Below are 21,150 nucleotides of genomic sequence, written 5' to 3'. Positions count from 1 at the left end.
TAAAGCTAGGTTGTTATTTTTCCTCTTCCACTAATTCGACCTTGTCACCGGCAATTTCCTCGAGCGCCTGGCCGACAAATTTTTTCGACACCGGCTTTTTCACCATCAGCTCCGCACCGTCCTGCAACTCGCGTGCCCGTTTGGCCACCACCGTGACAAGCTTATACTTGGAGTCCACTTTTTGCATCAGCAAATCGATGGAAGGATACAGCATCGTCATTCCACCCCCAACATCCGTTTATATCGCTCGGCGACGCGTTCGCGCCGGCAATGCTCAGCCGTGACAATCGCCTTGATCCGCTCGCAGGCGAGCTCGACTTCATCATTTTCCACGACATAGTCGTACGCATCCATCATTTCAAGCTCCTCTTTCGCCGCCCGCAGCCGATTTTCAATCAGCTCTTTCGACTCGGTGCCGCGTCCGATGATCCGCTTTTCAAGCTCCGTGAGACTTGGCGGGGCCAAGAAAATGAAGAGCGCCTCTGGAAACGCCCGCCGCACTTTCATCGCTCCTTGCACTTCGATTTCCAAAAACACGTCTTTCCCTTCGGCGAGCGTTTTTTCCACATAATCAATCGGCGTCCCATAATAGTTGCCGACATACTCGGCCCATTCGAGCAGCTTGTTTTCCCGAATCATTTGTTCAAACTGCTCGCGCGTCCGAAAGAAATAGTCGACGCCTTCCACTTCGCCTTCGCGCGGCTTGCGTGTTGTGACGGACACTGAATAATGAAGCTTGATGTCAGGACGCGAAAACAGCGCTTTGCGCACCGTCCCTTTGCCAACGCCGGACGGCCCTGACATGACGATTAACAATCCATGTTCGCTTTTCAACGTTGAAAACCCTACCCTTCCTCGGAGAAATCATCGCTTCCGTACAAGCGGTTCGCCACCGTTTCCGGCTGTACGGACGATAAAATGACGTGATCGCTGTCGGTGATGATGACCGCGCGCGTTCTTCGGCCGTGCGTCGCGTCAACGAGCTTGCCGCTTTCGCGCGCATCTTGGATGATCCGTTTAATCGGCGCCGAATCAGGGCTGACAATCGTAATGATGCGGGCGGCTGACACCATGTTTCCGTACCCGATATTGATAAATTTCATCATCATGACACGCCCACCTGCCATATCCGATATTGTTGCCGCCAATAAGTCGTTTTAAACAGTTATTCCACGTTTTGCACCTGCTCGCGCATTTTCTCAAGCACGCTTTTCATCTCAACGACTTGCGCGGCGATCAAGCTGTCGTTCGCCTTGGCGCCGATCGTGTTCACTTCGCGGTTCAGCTCTTGCACCAAAAAGTCAAGCTTCCTCCCGATCGGTTCGTCCGCCTCAAGGACGTCCGTCATTTGCGCCAAATGGCTGCGGATGCGTTTCAATTCCTCGTGAATGTCCGCCTTTTCCGCAAACACCGCCACTTCTGTGAGCAGCCGCGCTTCATCAACCGGAGAAGGCGCCCATTCGCGCAGGCGGCGCGCAAGCCGCTCGCGGTATTGCTCGACTACAAGCGGCGCCCGCTGCTCAATGACTTCCACCCCGGCTTCGACTTCATGAAGGCGGGCGCGCAAATCCGCGGCCAGCGCCTCCCCTTCGCGCCGGCGCATGGCCACAAGTTCCTTTGCCGCTTCATCGACAGCGGCCAAAAGCAGCGGCTCGACCTGCTCGTTCGCTCCTTCCTCTTCCACCACTTCGACGGCCCCATCAAGCCGAAGCAACTCGGCCGCCGTCACGCTGCCGTCAATGGCAAATCGCTTTGCGGCTTCCTGCACTCCGGCCCAATACTGGCCAAGCAAATCCCAATCGATATGTACGCTCCGTTTCACAAGCCCTTCTCCGGCGATCGTGACGAACACTTCCACTTTTCCGCGCCGCACGTACGGTGAAATTGCTTTTTTTATTTTATCCTCAAACACGAGCCATTGTCTAGGGAGGCGAATGGAAATTTCACAAAACCGGTGGTTGACCGATTTCATTTCCACCGCCACCGTCAAGCGATCCGTTTTTTTCGTGCTCGCGCCAAAACCAGTCATGCTGTAAACCATGCCATCACATCCGTTGCGTCGTTGATGAAAAAGAAAAGGTCATAGAGCGCTCCTCTATCACCTTTTTTATTATAACATATCCATCCTTTTATTTTCTCGTAAAAAGCGAGCCGGCAAACAAAAAGGTCGGCAAGGCGGACAAACCGATGATGAGCAGCCAATCGACGGCCGCAAGCGGCTTCGTATGGAACACGGCAGCCAGCGGCGGGTAGTAGATCACGACCAGCAGCAACAGCAGCGACACGATCACCGCTGCAACGAGATACATGTTGCCGAACGGACTGCGGTCAAAAACCGAACGATCGCAGCGGCAGTCGAACACATGGATCAATTGGGCCAACACAAGCGTCGCAAACGCCGCTGTCTGGGCGTAAACGAGATCCTCGCCGCTCCGTTCATAGGCGGTCAGAAACGCAGCCAGCGTAACAACGCCGATCAAAAAGCCGCGGCTTACGATTTTCCAGCCGAGCCCGCGGGCGAACACCCCTTCATCGGGACGGCGCGGCGGCCGCTTCATCACGTTTTCTTCTGGTTGGTCGAGCCCGAGCGCCATGGCTGGCAAACCGTCGGTGACAAGATTGACCCATAAAATTTGAATCGGCACGAGCGGCAGCGGCAAGGCAAGCAGCATCGCAAACAACATGACGAGAATTTCCCCAACGTTCGAGGCGAGCAAGTAGCGGATAAACTTGCGGATGTTTTCGTAAATGTTGCGCCCTTCTTCAATCGCGGCCTCAATCGTCGCAAAGTTGTCATCAAGCAGCACGAGCGACGCCGCCTCTTTCGCCACTTCCGTCCCCGACCGGCCCATCGCGACGCCGATATCCGCCGCTTTCAACGCCGGCGCGTCGTTCACCCCGTCGCCGGTCATGGCGACAATATGACCGCGGCGCTTAAAGGCGTTGACAATTTTCAGCTTATGCTCCGGGGAGACGCGGGCAAACACGTAAATATTATCGACCTCGCGTTCGAGCTCGTCGACCGACAGGCGCGATAACGTCGCCCCGTCCATCACTTTTCCGCCGGGCGGGAGCACGCCAAGCTGTTTGGCGATGGCCGTTGCGGTCAACACATGATCCCCGGTGATCATCACCGTTTTCATCCCCGCCTCTTTGCATCGCGCCACCGCCTGCTTCACCTCCGGCCGCGGCGGATCGATCATGCCGGCGACGCCGAGAAACCGAAGCTTCGTCTCCGCCTCCTTCTCCGATCCGATCCGTTCCGTTTCCGCAAGCGGCCGATACGCAATGGCAATCGTGCGCAAGGCGGAAGACGCCATCTGGCGAATCGCCTTCTCAATCGTCTCTTTCCACGCCGGGGTCAGCGCCTGCTCGCGCCCGTTCCATTCCAGGCGGTCCGCCCGCTCAAGCAGCACATCGGGCGCCCCTTTCGTCACAACGAACCGCCGCCCGTTCCGGTCGCGAATGATGACCGTCATCATTTTCCGCTCGGAATCAAACGGAAACTCCTGTTCGATCGTGTACTCACGCAAAAGCATTCCTTTCGCCAATCCAGCTTTGGCCGCCGCGACCAGCAGCGCTCCTTCCGTCGGATCGCCGTCGACGTAACGCCGGCCGTTTTCCTCTTTCAACTCCGAACTATTGCAAAGCACCCCCATTGTCAACAGGCGAGCGAGCTCGGGAACGCGGTTCGGATCAACCGTCCGGCCGCGTTCAGAAAACTCGCCATCCGTTTCAAGACCAACGCCGCTTACCGCAAATGTCCGCCCGCCTGCCCATACTTGCGTGACGGTCATCATGTTTTCCGTCATCGTCCCCGTTTTGTCGGAACAAATGACCGAAGCGCAGCCGAGCGTTTCCACCGCCGGAAGCTTGCGGACGATGGCGTTTCGTTTGATCATCCGCTGCACGCCAAGCGCCAAGACGACCGTCACAATGGCCGGCAACCCCTCCGGAATGGCGGCGACCGCGAGCGACACACCAGCCAAAAACATTTCATACAGGTCGTGCCCTTGAATGACACCTACGGCCACGACCGCTGCCGTCAGCGCCAATGCGACGACAAGCAAAATTTTCCCAAGCTGCTCGAGCCGGCGCTGGAGCGGGGTTGCCCCCGCATCCGCCTCTTCGAGCATCGTTGCGATTTGTCCCATCGCTGTTTTCATCCCAGTGGCGATGACAATCCCGACCCCATTCCCTCTTGTCACGAGCGTCCCCATAAACGCCATATTGTGCAAATCGCCGAGCGACGCCTGTTTCGTATGAAGCGGGGCGGCGGATTTGGCCACCGGCACTGATTCGCCCGTCAGCGCCGACTCCTCGATTTCCAGGCCGGCCGCCTCAATCAAGCGGATGTCGGCCCCGACCCGGTCGCCGCTTGCAAGTCTCACCACATCGCCGACAACAAGCTCGCGCGTGGGGACTTTCACCCACTCCCCGCCGCGCAACACAACCGCTTGCGGAGCGGACAACCGTTTTAAGGCGGCAAGCGACTTTTCCGCCCGCCGCTCCTGGATAAACCCGAGAATGGCGTTCATGATCACGATGACGACAATCGCCACCGCATCCGCATACTCGCCTAAAAATGCGGAAATCACCGTCGCCAAAAGCAACACAAGCACCATAAAATCTTGAAACTGGCGAAAAAAGACAACGATGGCCGACTCCTTCTTCCCTTCCGCCAGCTCGTTGTACCCGAACTGCCGCAGCCGTTTTTCCGCCTCCGCCGCCGTAAGCCCGGTTTTGACATTCGTCTTCGTCTCGTGCGCGACATCGCTTGCCGCGAGCGTATGCCATTGCATCTGTCTCCCTCCGTCCTTCCATTTTTTCGCACGCTGTTCCCTCTTCTCTATGCTTATTCATACATGTCCCAAAAAATGATAGTCCCCGCCATGATGTTTAGCGACACAAACATAAGGAGTCGTGGGGCCCTTTGCCACGCCATCTCCCCCATAAGGGAAAAAATCGTGTCAAAAAAGCGGGCCTCCCCATTTTATGCAACATGTTCGTCGGGCATCTTCGTCCGTCTTCAGGTAATATTCAAAGAAATGTTCAAAACGGCGGGTCGTATGGTAAGATCGAAATAGCAAACAAACGAAATAGAAAGGTGTTTTCCATGTCCTTTGACGGAGTGTTTACGTACGCCATTGTCGGTGAACTCGAAGAGGCGCTTGCGGGCGGGCGGATCACGAAAATCCACCAGCCGTCGGCGTATGAGATCGTGCTGCTTGTGCGCGCCCGGGGCCATAACCATAAAGTGATGCTGTCGGCGCATCCGACGTACGCGCGCGTCCATTTGACAAACGAAACGTACAACAACCCATCCGAGCCGCCGATGTTTTGCATGCGGCTGCGCAAACAGTTGGAAGGAAGCATCATCGAGTCGGTCCGCCAAGCCGATTTCGACCGCATCATCATCATCGATGCAAAAGGCCGCGATGAACTCGGCGATCTGCAGACGAAGCGGCTCATCATCGAAGTGATGGGCCGCCATAGCAACATCATCCTCGTTGATGCATCGACCAACACGATCATCGACAGCTTGAAACATTTGCCGCCGTCGGTCAACCGCTACCGGACGGTGCTTCCCGGGCATCCGTACGTCGCCCCACCGACGCACGGCAAGCTGAACCCGCTTGAGGCGACGGAAGAAATGGTGCTGAAAAAAATCGACTTTCACGCCGGCAAGCTCGCCCATCAGCTTGTTTCCGCCTTCAGCGGCATTTCGCCGCTATTTGCCAATGAGGCGGTGTTCCGCGCTGGACTCGCCAACCGGACGACGCTGCCAAAAAGCTTTCTTTCGCTCATCGATGACGTGCGCGGCCGCCGCTTTGCCCCGATGATGTACACGAACGGGGAAAAAGAATGGTTTTACGTTTTGCCGCTTAAGCACTTAAAAATCGAAGGCCAACCGTTTGCGAGTGCAAGCGAGCTATTGGACCGCTTTTATTTCGGCAAGGCCGAGCGCGACCGCGTCAAGCAGCAAGCTCATGACATCGAGCGTCTCATGGCGAACGAAAAGGCGAAAAACGAGAAAAAGCTCCTAAAGCTCGAACAGACGCTCGAAGAAGCAAAGAAAGCCGACGTTTATCGACTGTACGGCGAACTGCTCACCGCCCATTTGTACGCCATAAAGCGCGGCATGACGGAAATCGAGGTCGCAAACTACTACGACGAAAACGGAGGCACCATCACCATTCCGCTCGACCCGCAAAAATCGCCGTCCGAGAACGCGCAACAGTACTTTCAAAAATACCAAAAAGCGAAAAACTCGTTCGCCGTCGTTCAAGAACAAATCGAGCGGACGAAAGAAGACATCGCCTATTGCGACACGATTTTAAGCCAGCTTGAAACCGCCTCGCCGAAAGATGTCGAGGAAATCCGCGACGAGCTCATTGAACAAGGCTATTTGCGCCCGCGCGCGGCCAAAGGAGCGAAAAAGCGGAAAACCGCCGTCCCTGAGCTCGACCGCTACGTCGCAAGCGACGGCACGGAAATACTCGTTGGCAAAAACAACAAACAAAACGATTATCTCACGACCAGACTCGCCCATAAGGACGATGTTTGGCTGCATGTGAAAAACATTCCCGGCTCGCACGTCGTCATCCGGAACAAGCAGCCGTCTGACGAGACGCTCTTGGAAGCGGCGAATCTTGCCGCCTACTTCAGCAAAGCGCGCCATTCCGGCTCCGCGCCTGTCGACTACACGCGCATCCGCTATGTAAAAAAACCGAGCGGCGCCAAGCCGGGATTTGTCATTTACGAAAACGAGCAAACGCTCTACGTCACACCGGATGAAGAACTCGTCCGCACCATGAAACAGAGGCAAAAAGAACAAGCGGCGAAACCATCGTAAACGCGCCCCAATGGCCGCCCAACACGGCATCGGGCGATCCGCGCGAACTCCCGCAAACCGAAACGGTCTAGCGCCGCATAAAAGACAGCGGGCTGTCTGTAAGACCAGCTGCATTGGCCTTACGGACAGCCCGCTTTGCAAACTTGTCGAGTCAACCACAAGCCGCCATCGCGAATGCAATTTGTTATCTTCAATCATCGTTGCCGTTTTGGATATGGTATAATAATGAAAAAAGCGAGGGAGATCCGATGAATCCAGAACCATCCAAACTGTATACGTATGCCGATTATATTCAATGGGATGGGCGTTGGGAGCTTATTGATGGAAAAGCTTACAACATGAGCCCTTCACCAACGTGGGAGCATCAGTTTACCGTTATGGAACTATCGTTCGCATTTCGTTCGTACTTTCAAAATAAAGATTGCTACGTTGCCATTGCTCCTTTTGATGTTCGTCTCTCCGAAAACGATGACTACACATATGCAAAACATGTCGTTCAACCCGATATTTCTGTCATTTGCAATCGAAACAACTTAACACCAAACGGCTGTTTAGGCGCACCAACACTCATTGTCGAGGTTCTTTCTCCGTCTACAGCATTAAAAGATCGAAATGAAAAATTTAAACTATACGAACAATTTGGTGTAAAAGAATATTGGATTGTTGACCCTTTGTATAAAACGATTGAAGTATTTGGGTTAGAAGATGGATTTTTTAAAAAAAGAGAAGCGTTTGGGGAAAATGAAACCATCATCTCTTTTCTATTTACCGATTGTTCTCTCGAGGAGAGGCGATTATTTTTTCAATAAAAATATCCGTATAGTCAAAAAATAAATTAAATCTAATATAGAATATTAAAAATTTATAATAAAAAAATATTAAAATATAAATGAAGGAGGCGATAAATATTTTAGTAACAAGAGTTGAACAACATCAAATTAATTCCTATCATTACTTATATCATTATTGTAATGATTTATGTTTCAAATCTAAAAATCTTTACAATTATGCTAATTACATTGTTAGACAAGAGTTTATAAATAACAATGAATGGATTCGTTATAATTCATTAGATAAGATGTTGAAACATAAACAAGTTTATAAAGAATTACCTGCTCAAACATCGCAACAAATATTAAGATTGCTAGATAAGAACTGGAAGTCATTTTTCAAGGCTATAAAGGATTGGAGTAAAAACAAAGAAAAATATTTGGGTAAACCAAAGTTGCCTAAATATAAAAAGAAAAATGGGCGTAATGTGGTGATTTTTACTAATCAACAATGCAAAATTAAAGATGGATATATTAAATTTCCAAAAACTGATTTAAAACTAAAAACAAAGGTTATTGAAGGATTGCAACAAGTGCGAATTGTACCAAAGGGTAGTATTTACGTAATTGAAGTTGTTTATAAAAAAAAGAAATTCCAAATATGATTCGTGAAAGTAATCGTGTTGTAGGTATTGATTTAGGATTAAACAACTTTGTAACTATGGTAAATAACATCGGTGAAACACCGATTGTTATTAATGGCAAAGGAGTCAAATCCATAAATCAATACTACAACAAACAAAAAGCGTATTTTCAAAGTATTTTAAAGAAACAAAATGGATTGAATTGGAGTAAAAGACTAGAAAAATTAACATTAAAACGAAATAATAAAATTAAAGACTTCATGCATAAAGCAAGTAGATATGTTGTAGATTGGTGTGTTAAGCATAATATTGATACGATTGTTATTGGTAAAAATGATAATTGGAAACAAGAGGTTGATTTAGGGAAACGATTAAATCAAGCGTTCGTTCAAATTCCTTATGATATGTTTATTGAACAATTACAATACAAATGTGAAGAAGTTGGAATTAAGGTTGTGTTAACAGAAGAATCATATACAAGTGGAACATCGTTTTTAGATGGCGAAGCTCCAATCAAAGAAAATTATGATAAGAACAGAAGAATTAAGAGAGGTTTATTTAAATCCAATAAAGGTATTTTAATTAACGCAGATGTCAATGGAGCATACAACATCATGAGAAAAGTATTCCCAAAGACGTTCGCCAATGGGGTAGAGGGTGTAGGGTTACACCCTGTTAAGCTAAATGTAGCTTAACAAAGAATAATGTTTAATAAAAGATTTTAATATAATTGAATAAATTAAACATTATTCGTAACCTTGTCATTCGCGTCATATTCATAGTTGACGGAAGTGCCGTTTGCTAACAACAGCTGTTTGAAGCGATCCGATAAATCATTGTTCCACTCCAATTCGCTGTGGTTCCTTCAAAGCTGCTATTTACAGCTGGGGTGTAGGTGGAAGAAACCTGTGATTGGCTGCTTCATTAAAGATACACTGAATTTTACGGCCATTCGGAACAGACAAAGTTCGACATGTTTTTCCATTTTCTTGTAGAAGCTTGCATGAGTAAAAGATTTGTCGTCAAAATGGAGAAAGAATCCTAGTACTTCGGTGAACTTTCATCAAAAAGGGGCTTTTGCGTCAGCCCCTTTTCGCTTGCGTTGATTTTATTTCCCCCACTCCTCCGGATTCTCCCGCCATTTTCGCAATGTCGCCAGATCGTGTTCGCTGACGGCGCCAAGGCGAACGGCCGTTTCGATGAGGGTGTTGTAGTCCGTAAGCGTGTAGGCAGGCAAATTCTCTTCGGCAAACGCCTGTTTCGCTTTTTCGAGCCCGTATGTGAAAATGGCGGCGACGCCCAGCACCTCGCAGCCCGCCTCTTTCAAGGCGCGGACGGCCGCAAGCGAGCTGCCGCCCGTCGAGATCAAGTCTTCGATAACGACCACGCGCTGGCCCGGTTCGGCTTGGCCTTCAATTTGTTTTCCTTTGCCGTGCGCTTTCGCCTGGCTGCGGACGTAGCACATCGGCAGCTCAAGCCGCTCGCTCACCCAGGCGGCGTGCGGGATGCCGGCGGTTGCGGTGCCGGCGATGAGGTCCGCTTTAGGGAAATGGGTGCGGATGAGTTCGGCGAGGCCGTCGGCGATCGTGCGGCGCACGTCGGGGTAAGCGAGCGTCAGGCGGTTGTCGCAATAAATCGGCGATTTCAAGCCCGAAGACCATGTAAACGGCTCGTTCGGCTGCAGGGCGACGGCCCCGATTTGAAGCAGTTTGGCGGCGATGTCGTGTTTCATTCTCTCTCTCCTCCGTTCCATTCGTGTTGCAGGCGGGCATACGCCCCGAGCGGATCGGCGGCGCGGGTGAGGCTGCGGCCGATGACGATGTAGTCAGAACCAAGCGCACGCGCTTTCCTTGGGGTGACGACGCGCACTTGGTCGTGCGCTGCCTCATCGGCAAAGCGGATGCCCGGGGTGACGGCGAGGAACGAGGCGCCGCACCGTTCTTTGATGAGCGGCGCTTCGTTCGCCGAGCAGACGACGCCGTCAAGGCCGCTTTCGTTCGCCAAGGCGGCGTAATGGGCGACTGTTTCCACAAGCGGGCGGGAAATCCACAGCTCCTCATGAAGCATTCGCTCGTCCGTGCTTGTCAGTTGGGTGACGGCGATGCAGCGCGGTCGGGCGGCGCCGCTTGGCGTGCCGGCGTCAAGCCCCTCGATCGCCGCTTCCATCATGCGCCGGCCGCCGGCGGCGTGGACGTTCACCAAATCGGCGCCGACACGGGCGAGCCCTTTCATCGCCTGTTTCACCGTATTTGGGATGTCGTGCAGTTTTAAGTCTAAAAAGACGGCATATCCTTGTTCTTTGAGAAACGCGACGATGGCTGGACCTTCCTGATAGTACAGCTCCATGCCGACTTTGACGAACAGCGGCGTTCCGGCAAACGGCCGCAAAAACCGCTCCACCTCTTGTTTTGATGGGAAATCAAGCGCGACAATGAACGGCGTGTGCACCGGTCTTCCAGCTCCTTCCTATGCATTCGGAAATGTGGCCGATCCCGAGGTCGTCCAACAGCGCCGGCAGGTCGTTGATGATCGTCGGGCAGACGAACGGATCGACGAAGTTGGCTGTGCCGACCGCAACCGCGCTCGCGCCGGCGTAGAAAAACTCGAGCACGTCTTCCGCCGTTTGCACACCGCCCATGCCGATGATCGGAATCGACACCGCTTGGCTCACTTCATAAATCATGCGAATGGCGATTGGCTTGACCGCCGGGCCAGATAAGCCGCCGGTGCCGTTGGCCAAAACGGGCCGGCCTGTTTTCACGTCGATGCGCATGCCAACGAGCGTGTTGATCATCGTCAAGCCATCGGCGCCCGCTTGTTCAATGGCTTTCGCCATCGCGACGATGTCGGTGACGTTCGGAGACAGCTTCACGTAAACCGGCACGGCGGACACTTCTTTGACAAGCCGCGTCAGTTCCGCGGCCACGTCCGGCACGGTGCCGAACGCAATCCCGCCTTTTTTCACGTTTGGGCAGGAAATGTTGAGCTCTAACGCATGGACATTGGGCGCTTTGGAAATCGCTTCGGCTACCTCGACGTACTCTTCCACCGTCGAGCCAGCGATGTTGGCGATGATCGGTACGTCAAACTGTTCAAGCCACGGCAGTTCTTCTTCGAGCACTTTGTCAAGGCCGGGGTTTTGCAGGCCGATGGCGTTTAACATCCCGCCCGGCGTTTCTGCCACCCTTGGTGTCGGGTTGCCAAAGCGCGGCTCTTTTGTCGTCGCCTTGATCATAATGGCGCCTAACACGCTTAAATCGTAAAACCGGGCGTACTCGCGGCCAAATCCAAAACAGCCGGACGCCGGCATGATCGGGTTTTTGAGCGAAAGACCCGGCAGTTCGACCGCAAGCCGGTTCATAGCACCACCTCCCCGGCCCGAAACACCGGGCCGTCGCTGCATACTTTTTTATACGCCGTCTCGCTCCCTGGCACATGGCAGACGCAGGCGAAACACGCCCCGACGCCGCAGCCCATCCGCTCCTCGAGCGACACGTACACCGGCCGGTTCGGAAACCGTTCCGCAAGCGCCCGAAGCATCGGCTTCGGACCGCAGGCGTACAAGACGTCAAACTCAAGCGAACGCGCTTCGATCACATCGGTGACGCGCCCGGCCGTTCCGTGCGAGCCGTCATCGGTCGCGACATGCGTCTCGCCGAACGCGGCAAATTCCTCTTCGTAAAAGACCGCCGCTTTCGTTTGAAACCCGAGCACGCTCACCACTTTGACGCCGCGCTTTGTGAGCTGTTTCGCCAGTTCATAGAGCGGCGGGACGCCGATGCCGCCGCCGACCAGCAGCGCGCGGCCGCCCGCCGGCGCGGCCTCGAGCGGAAAGCCGTTGCCGAGCGGGCCGAGCACATCGACCGCATCGCCCGGCTGTTTTTGCGCCAACAGCGCGGTGCCTTTTCCTTCCTGGCGGTAGATGATCGTGCACTGTCCGCGCTCCCGATCGATATGGCAAAGGCTGAGCGGGCGGCGCAAAAGCGGATCGGCCGTTGCCGCTACCTTCACATGGACGAACTGGCCCGGCTGTTTCATCTGTTGCACGAGGCGACCAGCAAGCGTCAATTCATACGTCCGCTCGGCGATCCGCCGCTGGCTTGCGACCGTCATTCGTTCGCGGCCGATCATGAGCGCACCAGCCCTTCCGTCATCGCTGTCGTTGAAAACGTCATCGATTCGAGCACTTGCAGCATCGCCCGGGCCGTATCGAGCGACGTCAAGCACGGGATGCCGTTTTCGACCGCTTCGCGGCGGATGCGGAAGCCGTCGCTTTCCGGCTGCTTCCCTTTCGTCAGCGTGTTGATGACGACTTGCGCCTTCCCTTGGCGGATGACATCCAAAATGTTCGGTGACGCCGAGTGGATTTTATTGACGACCGTCACCGGAATGCCGGCCGCTTTCAACGTTTCCGCCGTGCCGTTCGTCGCCAACAGCTGGTAGCCGATGTCGGCAAAGCGGCGCGCCAGCTCGACGGCTTCTTCTTTGTCTTTGTCGGCCACCGTCAACAACACCGCCCCATGCGGCTGGATCTGGATGCCGGAGGCGACGAGCCCCTTATAGAGCGCTTTTTCAAACGTCACGTCTTTGCCGATCACTTCGCCGGTCGATTTCATTTCCGGGCCGAGCGAAATGTCGACGTTGCGCAATTTCGCAAACGAGAACACCGGCACTTTCACGTACACGCCGGGGCGCACCGGGCAGACGCCCGTCTCATAACCCATGTCGGCGAGCTTCGCCCCTAAAATGGCTTTCGTGGCGAGATTCGCCATCGGCACGCCGGTGATTTTGCTTAAAAACGGCACCGTGCGGCTTGAGCGCGGGTTCACTTCCAAGACGTAGACGTCGCTGCCTGCGACGACGAACTGGATGTTCAACAGCCCGACAATATGCAGCCCGCGCGCCAGTTTCACCGTATAGTCGGTAATTTTTGCGATGACGTCATCGCTTAACGTTTGCGGCGGATAGACGGCGATCGAGTCGCCGGAATGGACGCCGGCCCGTTCGATATGTTCCATGATCCCCGGAATGACGACCGTCTCGCCGTCGGCGATGGCGTCGACTTCGACTTCCTTGCCGGTGATGTACCGGTCAACGAGCACCGGGTGCTGCGGATTGACGCGCACGGCATGTTCCATGTAATGAAGCAGCTCTTCGCGGTTGTAGACAATTTCCATCGCCCGGCCGCCGAGCACGTACGATGGGCGGACGAGCACCGGATAGCCGATTTCTTCGGCGATGGCAACCGCTTCTTCGACCGAAACAGCCGTTTTGCCGGCCGGTTTCGGAATGCCAAGCTCTGAGAGCGCCTGTTCAAATTTGTCGCGGTCTTCGGCACGGTCCAAATCTTCAAGCGTCGTCCCAAGCAAGCGGACGCCGCGCGCTTCGAGTTCCGCCGCCAAGTTGATGGCCGTCTGACCGCCGAATTGGACGATGACGCCGACCGGCTGTTCGAGGTCGATGACATGCATCACATCTTCAGCCGTCAACGGTTCGAAATACAGTTTGTCCGATGTGCTGAAGTCGGTCGAGACCGTTTCCGGGTTGTTGTTGATGATGATCGCCTCGTAGCCGGCTTGTTTGATCGCAAAGACGCAATGGACGGTCGCGTAGTCAAACTCAATCCCTTGGCCGATGCGGATCGGGCCGGAACCAAGCACGATGACACTCGGTTTTTCCGTCACGATCGATTCATTTTCTTCCTCGTACGTGCTGTAGTAGTACGGCGTTTCCGACGTGAATTCGGCTGCGCACGTATCGACCATTTTGTACACCGGCACGATGCCTTCCTGGCGGCGCAGCGCGTAAACGTCGCGCTCCGTTTTGTTCCATAATGCCGCTATCGCCGCATCGGAGAAGCCGAGCCCCTTCGCTTTTTTTAACACGTCAAGGTCGCCCGGGTGGTTTTTCAAGACCGTTTCCATCTCAATAATGTTTTGAATCTTATGCAGGAAAAAGCGGTCGATTTGGCTCCATTCATGCAGCGTCTCCACTGTCACCCCGCGGCGGAGCGCCTCGGCGATGTAAAAGAGCCGTTCATCGCCCGCCTTGCGGATCCGTTTTTCCATCACGTCGTCGGCGGCCGTTTTCGCCTCGTTCAATTCCAGATGATGCACCCCGATCTCGAGCGAACGAACGGCTTTTAACAGTGATTCTTCGAACGTCCGGCCGATCGCCATCACTTCGCCGGTCGCTTTCATTTGCGTGCCAAGGCGGCGGTTCGCCGATTCAAATTTGTCAAACGGAAAGCGCGGAATTTTCGCCACCACATAGTCGAGCGCCGGCTCGAAGCAGGCGTACGTTTTCCCGGTGACCGGGTTGATCATTTCATCAAGCGTCAACCCGACGGCGATTTTCGCCGCCAGTTTCGCGATCGGATACCCCGTTGCTTTGGACGCCAACGCCGACGAGCGGCTGACGCGCGGGTTCACTTCAATGACGTAATAGCGGAAGCTGTCCGGGTCAAGCGCCAGCTGGACGTTGCAGCCGCCTTCGATGCCAAGCGCGCGGATGATCTTAAGCGACGCGTTGCGGAGCAGCTGATACTCGCGGTCGCTTAACGTCTGGCTCGGGGCGACGACGATCGAATCACCCGTATGAATGCCGACCGGATCGATGTTTTCCATGTTGCAGACGACGATCGCGTTGTCGTTGGCGTCGCGCATCACTTCGTATTCGATTTCCTTGTAGCCGGCGATGCTCCGTTCAAGCAAGCATTGGTGCACCGGACTCAGCTTCAGGCCGGTTGACACAATCTCGACAAGCTCTTCTTCGTTCGTGCAAATGCCCCCGCCCGTGCCGCCGAGCGTGAACGCCGGACGGACGATGATCGGATAGCCGATTTGTTCGACAAAGGCGTACGCTTCCTCCAAGCTGTGAATAATCGCGCTTTCCGGCACCGGCTCGCCAAGCTCGTTCATGAGGGCGCGGAACTGTTCGCGGTCTTCCGCTTTTTCGATTGCTTCAAGCTTCGTGCCGAGAATTTCGACGCCGCACTCCTCGAGCACCCCGGCTTTGGCCAGTTCCACCGCCAAGTTAAGGCCCGTTTGGCCGCCGAGCGTCGGCAAAATCGCGTCCGGCCGCTCTTTGCGGATGATGCGGGCGACAAAATCGAGCGTCAGCGGCTCCATATAGACTTTATCGGCGATTTCCGTATCGGTCATGATCGTCGCCGGGTTTGAGTTCACCAGAATGACTTTGTATCCTTCTTCTTTTAGGGCTAAGCACGCTTGCGTCCCTGCGTAGTCGAACTCGGCCGCCTGGCCGATGACGATCGGCCCCGAGCCGATGACTAAAATCGTTTCAATGTCGCGGCGTTTAGGCATGGATGACTTCTCCTTTCTTGTTGAACTGGCGGATGAGCGCCAAAAACTCGTCAAACAGCGAATTCGCATCTTCCGGCCCCGGCGACGCTTCCGGATGGTATTGCACCGTAAACGCCGGGAAATCGAGATGGCGGAGCCCTTCGACCGTGCCGTCGTTTAAGGCGACATGCGTCACTTCAAGACGCGTGCCGGCAAGCGATTCATGCGTGACCGTATAACCATGGTTTTGCGCCGTGATGGCGACTTTGTCGGTGCGCAAGTCTTTGACCGGATGGTTCGAGCCGCGATGGCCGAATTTCATCTTCTCCGTATTCGCCCCGCATGCCAAGGCGAACAGCTGATGGCCGAGGCAGATGCCAAAGAGCGGCGCTTTGCCCAAGATCCCGCGGATCATCTCGATCGCTTCCGGCACGTCTTTCGGGTCGCCCGGTCCATTGGAAAGCATGACCCCATCCGGATGCCAGCTCAATACGTCTTCCGCCGTCGCATTGTACGGCAACACGATGACATCGCAGTTTCGCTTGTTCAGTTCGCGCAAAATGCCGTGCTTCATCCCAAAGTCGATCAAGACGACGCGCTCGCCGCGCCCCGGGCTTGGGTAGGCGCTTTTTGTTGAGACGCGCCGCACTTGGTCGCGCGGCCACTCCATCGCCCGCAGCTTGGCTGCTGCTTCCGCCGGATGGACATCCAGCCCGCAAATCATTCCTTTCAGCGTTCCGTGCTGGCGGATGACCCGTGTCAGTTTGCGCGTGTCAATGCCCGCGAGTCCCGGAATGTCTTTTTCTTTTAAATACTCATCCAGCGTCAGTTCGCCGCGCCAGTTGGACGGCATGAGGCACGCTTCTTTGACGATGAATCCGTGCACGTACGGGCGGATCGCTTCAAAGTCGTCGCGGTTGATGCCGTAGTTGCCGATCAATGGATACGTCATCGTCACAATTTGCCCGCAATACGACGGGTCGGTCAAAATTTCTTGATACCCGGTCATGCCGGTGTTAAAGACGACTTCGCCGGTCGTCTCTTTCGTGCTGCCAAACGCTTCGCCGACAAAAAACGAACCGTCTTCCAAAATGAGCTGCCGTTTCATGTCATTCTCTTCCTTTCTTCCATACGAGTGTTCCGCCGACAAACGTCATCACCGGCCAGCCTTGGCATTTCCAGCCGGCAAACGGCGTATTTTTCCCTTTTGAGGCAAACGTCTCGAGATCAATCGCTTCTTCCGTTTCCAAATCGATGACCGCAATGTCCGCCGGCGCCCCGACGGCAAGCCGTCCGGCCTTAAGGCCAAAACATTGCGCCGGCTTGATCGTCAGCCAGTCGACAAGCTGCTTTAATGTAAACACGCCTGTTTTGACGAAATGGGTATATAAGAGCGGAAACGCCGTCTCGAGCCCGACGATGCCAAACGGCGCCGCCTCGATGCCTTTCGCTTTTTCCGCTGCTGTATGCGGCGCATGATCCGTAGCGATAAAATCGATCGTGCCATCGAGCAGGCCCTCAATGAGCGCCTCGCGGTCCGCGCGGCTGCGCAGTGGCGGGTTCATTTTGTAGTTTGCATCCAACCCTGGAATGTCTTCGTCGCACAAGAGCAAATGGTGCGGCGTCACTTCGGCCGTGACGCGGATGCCCGCCCGCTTCGCGTCGCGGACGGCGCGCACCGACTCTTTCGTGCTGATATGGCAGACGTGATAATGGCATCCGGCTGCCTCGGCAAGCAAGACGTCGCGGGCGATGTGCACCGCCTCGCAGACGGATGGAATGCCGGCGAGCCCATGCCGGCGGGCGAACTCGCCGTCATGCACCGCTCCGCCGTTTGTCAGCGTGTCGTCCTCGCAATGGGCAACGATCGCCATATCGAGCGCCGCCGCCTGTTTCATCGCTTCAAACATCATCCCGGCCGACTGGACGCCGACGCCGTCATCGGTAAAGGCGAACGCCCCTGCTTCTTTTAGCGCCGCAAAATCGGTCAGCTCCTCCCCTTTTTGCCCAATCGTGATCGCCGCGTACGGAAGCACGTTGACGCGCGCCGTTTCGCGGATGCGGGCTTGCAGCCATTCCATCTGCTCTTTCCGGTCCGGCACCGGATTTGTGTTCGGCATGGCGGCAACCGTCGTAAAACCGCCTTTCGCCGCGGCGAGCGTGCCCGTTTCAATCGTTTCTTTCGCCTCGCCGCCTGGTTCGCGCAAATGAACGTGCAAGTCAATCAAGCCGGGAGCGATGAGACGGCCGCCGACGTCGATCACGTCCTCCCCATCCGCTTCGAGCGGCTGTTCATACAGGATCGCCGCAATGGTTCCGTGTTCCATTTTGAGATGTGTCCGCACCAATTTCCCATCTTCATTGAACGACATGCCATTTTTCAGCCATACGTCCATGCTCCATTCTCCCTTCCATTGCCCGTTTTAAGACAGCCATCCGGACGTAGACGCCGTTTTCCATTTGTTTAAAAATGCGCGATGCCTTCGCTTCGACAAGTTCGCTGGCGATTTCGACCCCGCGGTTGACCGGCGCCGGGTGCAAGATGATGGCGCCCGATTTCATCCGCCGCGCCCGCTCAAGCGTCAGCCCGTACCGCGCATGGTACTCTTCTTTTGTCAGCCCCATCGTTTCCGCATGGCGTTCATGTTGGATGCGTAACAGCATTACGACATCGGCGCGGGCGATGGCCTCGTCGACTTCGACATACGTCCCGTACGGATTCGTTTCATCTTTCCACTCCGCCGGTCCGGAAAACAGGACGTTCGCGCCCAATCGTGTCAACACTTCCGCATTGGAGCGGGCGACGCGGCTATGACGGATGTCGCCGATGATCGCCACCGTCAAGCCAGTGAAGGCGCCAAACTCTTGGCGGATCGTCAATAAATCCAAGAGCGACTGGGTCGGATGGTGCCCGCAGCCGTCACCGGCGTTGATGATCGGAATGCCGACCGCATGGCGGAGCGCTTCGAAATACGCATCTTCGTGATGGCGGATGACAACCGCATCGACGCCGATCGCCTCAAGCGTCCGTACGGTATCGTACAGCGTCTCCCCTTTTTGCACGCTCGAGCGTTCCGGGTCAAATGGAATGACATGAAGCCCAAGCTTCCGTTCCGCCATCTCGAAGCTGCATTTCGTGCGCGTGCTCGGTTCGAAAAACAAGTTGGCGACGTACATCGGCGCGGCCGGGCGCCAAGCGCGGCCGCGGCGGAACGCTTCCGCTTCATCAAGCAGCCGGGTGATGTCGGAAAGCGGCAGTTCGCTCAATGTAAAAAGATGGGTCATTGGCCTCTCTCCCTTTCTTTTTTTTGCAAAAAAACACCTTGCCGGCTGGGCAAGGTGTGACGATCGGCGCATGGCAGAACGGAGAAGGTGCACTCCGGCCCTGGATGCGCCTGTTTTCACACCTTTTTAAGCCTCACGGGACTTAATTAAAAGGTGTTTTGTATTCGATTTAGGCAACATCGCCGCTATCGTTTTCAGCTTCAAATAAGTTTTCCGCTTCTTGCGGACGCCCCGGCAGCACTAAGTTGAGCAGGACGCCGACAATGGCCGAGAGCGCCATCCCGGTGATTTGGAAGCTGTCGCTGATTTTCAGCACCGCTCCGCCGATGCCGATGACCAAGATGACCGAGGCGATGACTAAATTGCGCGTCTGGCCGAAATCGACGCGGCTGTCGATCAACATGCGCAGTCCGGACGAGGCGATGATGCCAAACAGCAAGATCGACACACCGCCCATGACCGGCGTCGGAATCGAGCTGATCAGCGCCGTGATTTTGCCGACGAAGCCGAAAGCGATCGCGATGACCGCCGCGCCGGCCAGCACGTAGACACTGTAGACGCGGGTGATCGCCAGCACACCGATGTTTTCCCCGTACGTCGTTTTCGGCGGACCGCCAAGCAAGGCGGAGATCATCGTCGCCGTTCCGTCCCCTAAAATCGAGCGGTGCAGCCCCGGTTTTTGAATGAGGTCGCGGCCGACGACTTTGCTTAACACAAGCTGGTGGCCGATATGCTCGGACAAGGTGACGATCGCCACCGGCACCATGAGCATGACGATCTCGGCAGTGATGCGCACCGGATAATCGGCAAACGGAATCAAGAAATCCGGCCATTCGAACCATTTCGCCGCCGCCACTTTCGACAAGTCAACCAGTCCGACAGCGAGGGCGTAAACGTAGCCGACAACGATGCCGACAAGCACCGGAATCAAGCTCAACATGCCGCGCGCAAGCACCGAGCAGACGATCGTGGCCGCGAGCGTCACAAGCGCCACCGAGAAATGAAGCAGGCTGTATTTGCCGTCCGGGCCGTTCATCGCCATCCCGACCGCCGTGCCGGCTAAGCCGAGACCGATGACGATGATGACCGGACCGACGACAACCGGCGGCAGCAGCTTCATCACCCAGCGGTAGCCGGCTTTTTTAATGATGAGGGCGACAACCCCGTACACCAATCCGGCGAGGAAGCTGCCAATCATCGCCGCTCCCGGGCCGCCGGCCGTTTTCGCCGCGATGATCGGCGCGATGTAGGCGAACGAGGAGCCAAGATACGCCGGCACCTGCCATTTCGTAATGAGCAAAAACGCCAATGTTCCAAACCCGCTTGTCAGCAAGGCGATCGACGGATCCAACCCGACTAAGTACGGCACTAAAATCGTCGCCCCAAACATGGCGAACAAATGCTGCAAGCTTAACGTCACCCATTGCCCCACAGTCGGGCGGTCTTGAATATCCAACACCGGTTTGTTCATCTTTCGCCTCTCCTTTCGCCAAATGAGCGAAGTTCGTTTTTTAGTGTGCACAAAAACACCCTCTTTGCCCATGAAGGCGCAAAGAGGGTGCAGAAACGCCCGAAACGATTCCGCCCCTTTTGCAGCCTCACGGGACTGCGCTTAAAAGGGAGCTGTTTTATTTCTCATGAATCGACACTTGGTCAACGCCGTCCACTTCGGAAAGCTCGACGACAATCAGCTCCGAACGGGAGGTCGGCACGTTTTTGCCGACGAAATCAGCGCGGATCGGCAGTTCCCTGTGGCCGCGGTCGACAAGCACGGCGAGCTGGATGCGCGACGGGCGGCCCAAATCCATGACCGCATCCATCGCCGCCCGCACCGTCCGGCCGGTAAACAGCACATCATCGACTAAAATGACATTCCGCTCGCTCACCGGAAACGGCACATTCGTTCCTTTCACAAGCGGTTCATGGTCGTCCGTCTTCACGGTCAAATCGTCGCGGTACAAGGTGATGTCAAGCTCACCGACGGGAACGGACGCCCCTTCAATTTGCTCGATCCGCTCCGCCAAGCGGCGCGCCAAGTAAATGCCGCGCGTTTTAATTCCGACAAGCACGCAGCCGTCAATGCCTTTGTTTCGTTCGATGATTTCGTGGGCGATGCGCGTCAAAGCGCGGCGAATCGCCTGTTCGTCCATCACGACCGCCTTTTGCATTCCGTCCACCTCCTAACAGCGCATGCACGCCGCGGCCAGCGTGTTTCCGCAGGCGGCGCGCCAACCAGGCCGTTCCCGCCTGTTTTCATAAAAAATCCCCCGCCTGTGAAGCGGGGGATGGCG

Annotated in this window: 19 protein-coding genes; 4 read left to right on the top strand and 15 right to left on the bottom strand. The window is 55.1% G+C overall.

Annotated elements, in window-relative coordinates:
- Nucleotides 1–13: 13 nt before the first annotated feature.
- From rpoZ to NSQ51_RS05600, 5 genes are all read right to left on the bottom strand, one after another.
- Complete coding sequence (rpoZ, locus tag NSQ51_RS05620; RefSeq protein WP_011230668.1) at nt 14–214, bottom strand: DNA-directed RNA polymerase subunit omega; 201 nt, start codon at nt 212–214, stop codon at nt 14–16.
- Between the two features lie 2 nt (nt 215–216).
- Nucleotides 217–834 (bottom strand): guanylate kinase, encoded by a 618-nt coding sequence (gmk, locus tag NSQ51_RS05615; RefSeq protein ID WP_080985646.1) that lies wholly within the window; start codon nt 832–834, stop codon nt 217–219.
- A gap of 11 nt (nt 835–845) precedes the next feature.
- Nucleotides 846–1,109, bottom strand: a complete 264-nt coding sequence (locus NSQ51_RS05610) for a DUF370 domain-containing protein (protein ID WP_033016074.1) — start codon at nt 1,107–1,109, stop codon at nt 846–848.
- Nucleotides 1,110–1,165: 56 nt separating this feature from the next.
- Nucleotides 1,166–2,041, bottom strand: coding sequence for a YicC/YloC family endoribonuclease (locus tag NSQ51_RS05605; RefSeq protein WP_033016075.1), 876 nt, complete (start codon nt 2,039–2,041; stop codon nt 1,166–1,168).
- A gap of 88 nt (nt 2,042–2,129) precedes the next feature.
- On the bottom strand, nt 2,130–4,802 hold the full coding sequence (locus NSQ51_RS05600; RefSeq protein ID WP_033016076.1) for a cation-translocating P-type ATPase: 2,673 nt from the start codon (nt 4,800–4,802) through the stop codon (nt 2,130–2,132).
- A 314-nt stretch (nt 4,803–5,116) separates the two neighbouring features.
- Between NSQ51_RS05600 and NSQ51_RS05595 the strand changes: the two genes are divergently transcribed.
- From NSQ51_RS05595 to NSQ51_RS05580, 4 genes are all read left to right on the top strand, one after another.
- Nucleotides 5,117–6,856 (top strand): NFACT RNA binding domain-containing protein, encoded by a 1,740-nt coding sequence (locus NSQ51_RS05595; protein ID WP_121649914.1) that lies wholly within the window; start codon nt 5,117–5,119, stop codon nt 6,854–6,856.
- Between the two features lie 248 nt (nt 6,857–7,104).
- The gene (locus NSQ51_RS05590; protein ID WP_049626429.1) at nt 7,105–7,665 is read left to right on the top strand and encodes a Uma2 family endonuclease; all 561 of its coding nucleotides are present in this window, start codon (nt 7,105–7,107) and stop codon (nt 7,663–7,665) included.
- 272 nt (nt 7,666–7,937) lie between these two features.
- Nucleotides 7,938–8,291 carry a hypothetical protein gene (locus NSQ51_RS05585; RefSeq protein ID WP_233434050.1) on the top strand — a complete coding sequence of 118 codons (354 nt, stop codon included), beginning with the start codon at nt 7,938–7,940 and terminating at the stop codon, nt 8,289–8,291.
- Entirely contained in the window at nt 8,288–8,965 is a 678-nt protein-coding gene (locus tag NSQ51_RS05580; protein ID WP_233434049.1) for an RNA-guided endonuclease TnpB family protein, read from the top strand. The genes NSQ51_RS05585 and NSQ51_RS05580 overlap by 4 nt, the downstream gene beginning before the upstream one ends.
- A gap of 413 nt (nt 8,966–9,378) precedes the next feature.
- Here NSQ51_RS05580 and pyrE read toward each other — a convergent pair whose 3' ends face one another.
- The 10 genes from pyrE to pyrR all read right to left on the bottom strand — a co-directional run bounded on the left by pyrE (nt 9,379) and on the right by pyrR (nt 21,027).
- Nucleotides 9,379–10,002 carry an orotate phosphoribosyltransferase gene (pyrE, locus tag NSQ51_RS05575; RefSeq protein ID WP_033016098.1) on the bottom strand — a complete coding sequence of 208 codons (624 nt, stop codon included), beginning with the start codon at nt 10,000–10,002 and terminating at the stop codon, nt 9,379–9,381.
- A complete protein-coding gene (pyrF, locus tag NSQ51_RS05570; RefSeq protein WP_121649915.1) occupies nt 9,999–10,718 on the bottom strand; it encodes an orotidine-5'-phosphate decarboxylase in 720 nt (239 codons plus the stop codon). Before pyrF ends, pyrE begins: the two co-directional genes overlap by 4 nt.
- Nucleotides 10,690–11,631, bottom strand: coding sequence for a dihydroorotate dehydrogenase (locus NSQ51_RS05565; RefSeq protein ID WP_033016100.1), 942 nt, complete (start codon nt 11,629–11,631; stop codon nt 10,690–10,692). The genes pyrF and NSQ51_RS05565 overlap by 29 nt, the downstream gene beginning before the upstream one ends.
- Nucleotides 11,628–12,401, bottom strand: a complete 774-nt coding sequence (locus tag NSQ51_RS05560; RefSeq protein WP_049624358.1) for a dihydroorotate dehydrogenase electron transfer subunit — start codon at nt 12,399–12,401, stop codon at nt 11,628–11,630. Before NSQ51_RS05560 ends, NSQ51_RS05565 begins: the two co-directional genes overlap by 4 nt.
- Entirely contained in the window at nt 12,398–15,595 is a 3,198-nt protein-coding gene (gene carB / locus NSQ51_RS05555) for a carbamoyl-phosphate synthase large subunit (protein ID WP_121649916.1), read from the bottom strand. Before carB ends, NSQ51_RS05560 begins: the two co-directional genes overlap by 4 nt.
- Entirely contained in the window at nt 15,588–16,682 is a 1,095-nt protein-coding gene (locus tag NSQ51_RS05550; protein WP_033016107.1) for a carbamoyl phosphate synthase small subunit, read from the bottom strand. Before NSQ51_RS05550 ends, carB begins: the two co-directional genes overlap by 8 nt.
- 1 nt (nt 16,683) lies before the next feature.
- Nucleotides 16,684–17,970, bottom strand: coding sequence for a dihydroorotase (locus tag NSQ51_RS05545; RefSeq protein WP_121649917.1), 1,287 nt, complete (start codon nt 17,968–17,970; stop codon nt 16,684–16,686).
- A complete protein-coding gene (locus NSQ51_RS05540; protein ID WP_033016126.1) occupies nt 17,933–18,859 on the bottom strand; it encodes an aspartate carbamoyltransferase catalytic subunit in 927 nt (308 codons plus the stop codon). Before NSQ51_RS05540 ends, NSQ51_RS05545 begins: the two co-directional genes overlap by 38 nt.
- A 169-nt stretch (nt 18,860–19,028) precedes the next feature.
- Nucleotides 19,029–20,330 (bottom strand): solute carrier family 23 protein, encoded by a 1,302-nt coding sequence (locus tag NSQ51_RS05535; RefSeq protein WP_121649918.1) that lies wholly within the window; start codon nt 20,328–20,330, stop codon nt 19,029–19,031.
- Between the two features lie 157 nt (nt 20,331–20,487).
- Nucleotides 20,488–21,027: a bifunctional pyr operon transcriptional regulator/uracil phosphoribosyltransferase PyrR gene (gene pyrR, locus NSQ51_RS05530; protein WP_033016128.1), complete on the bottom strand. Its 540-nt coding sequence runs from the start codon at nt 21,025–21,027 to the stop codon at nt 20,488–20,490.
- Nucleotides 21,028–21,150: the final 123 nt, after the last annotated feature.

The sequence above is a fragment of the Geobacillus sp. FSL K6-0789 genome, from assembly GCF_038593135.1.
GTDB lineage: Bacteria > Bacillota > Bacilli > Bacillales > Anoxybacillaceae > Geobacillus > Geobacillus stearothermophilus.
Note: the sequence above shows the minus strand (reverse complement) of the source record. Positions and strands in the feature narration are given on the sequence as shown.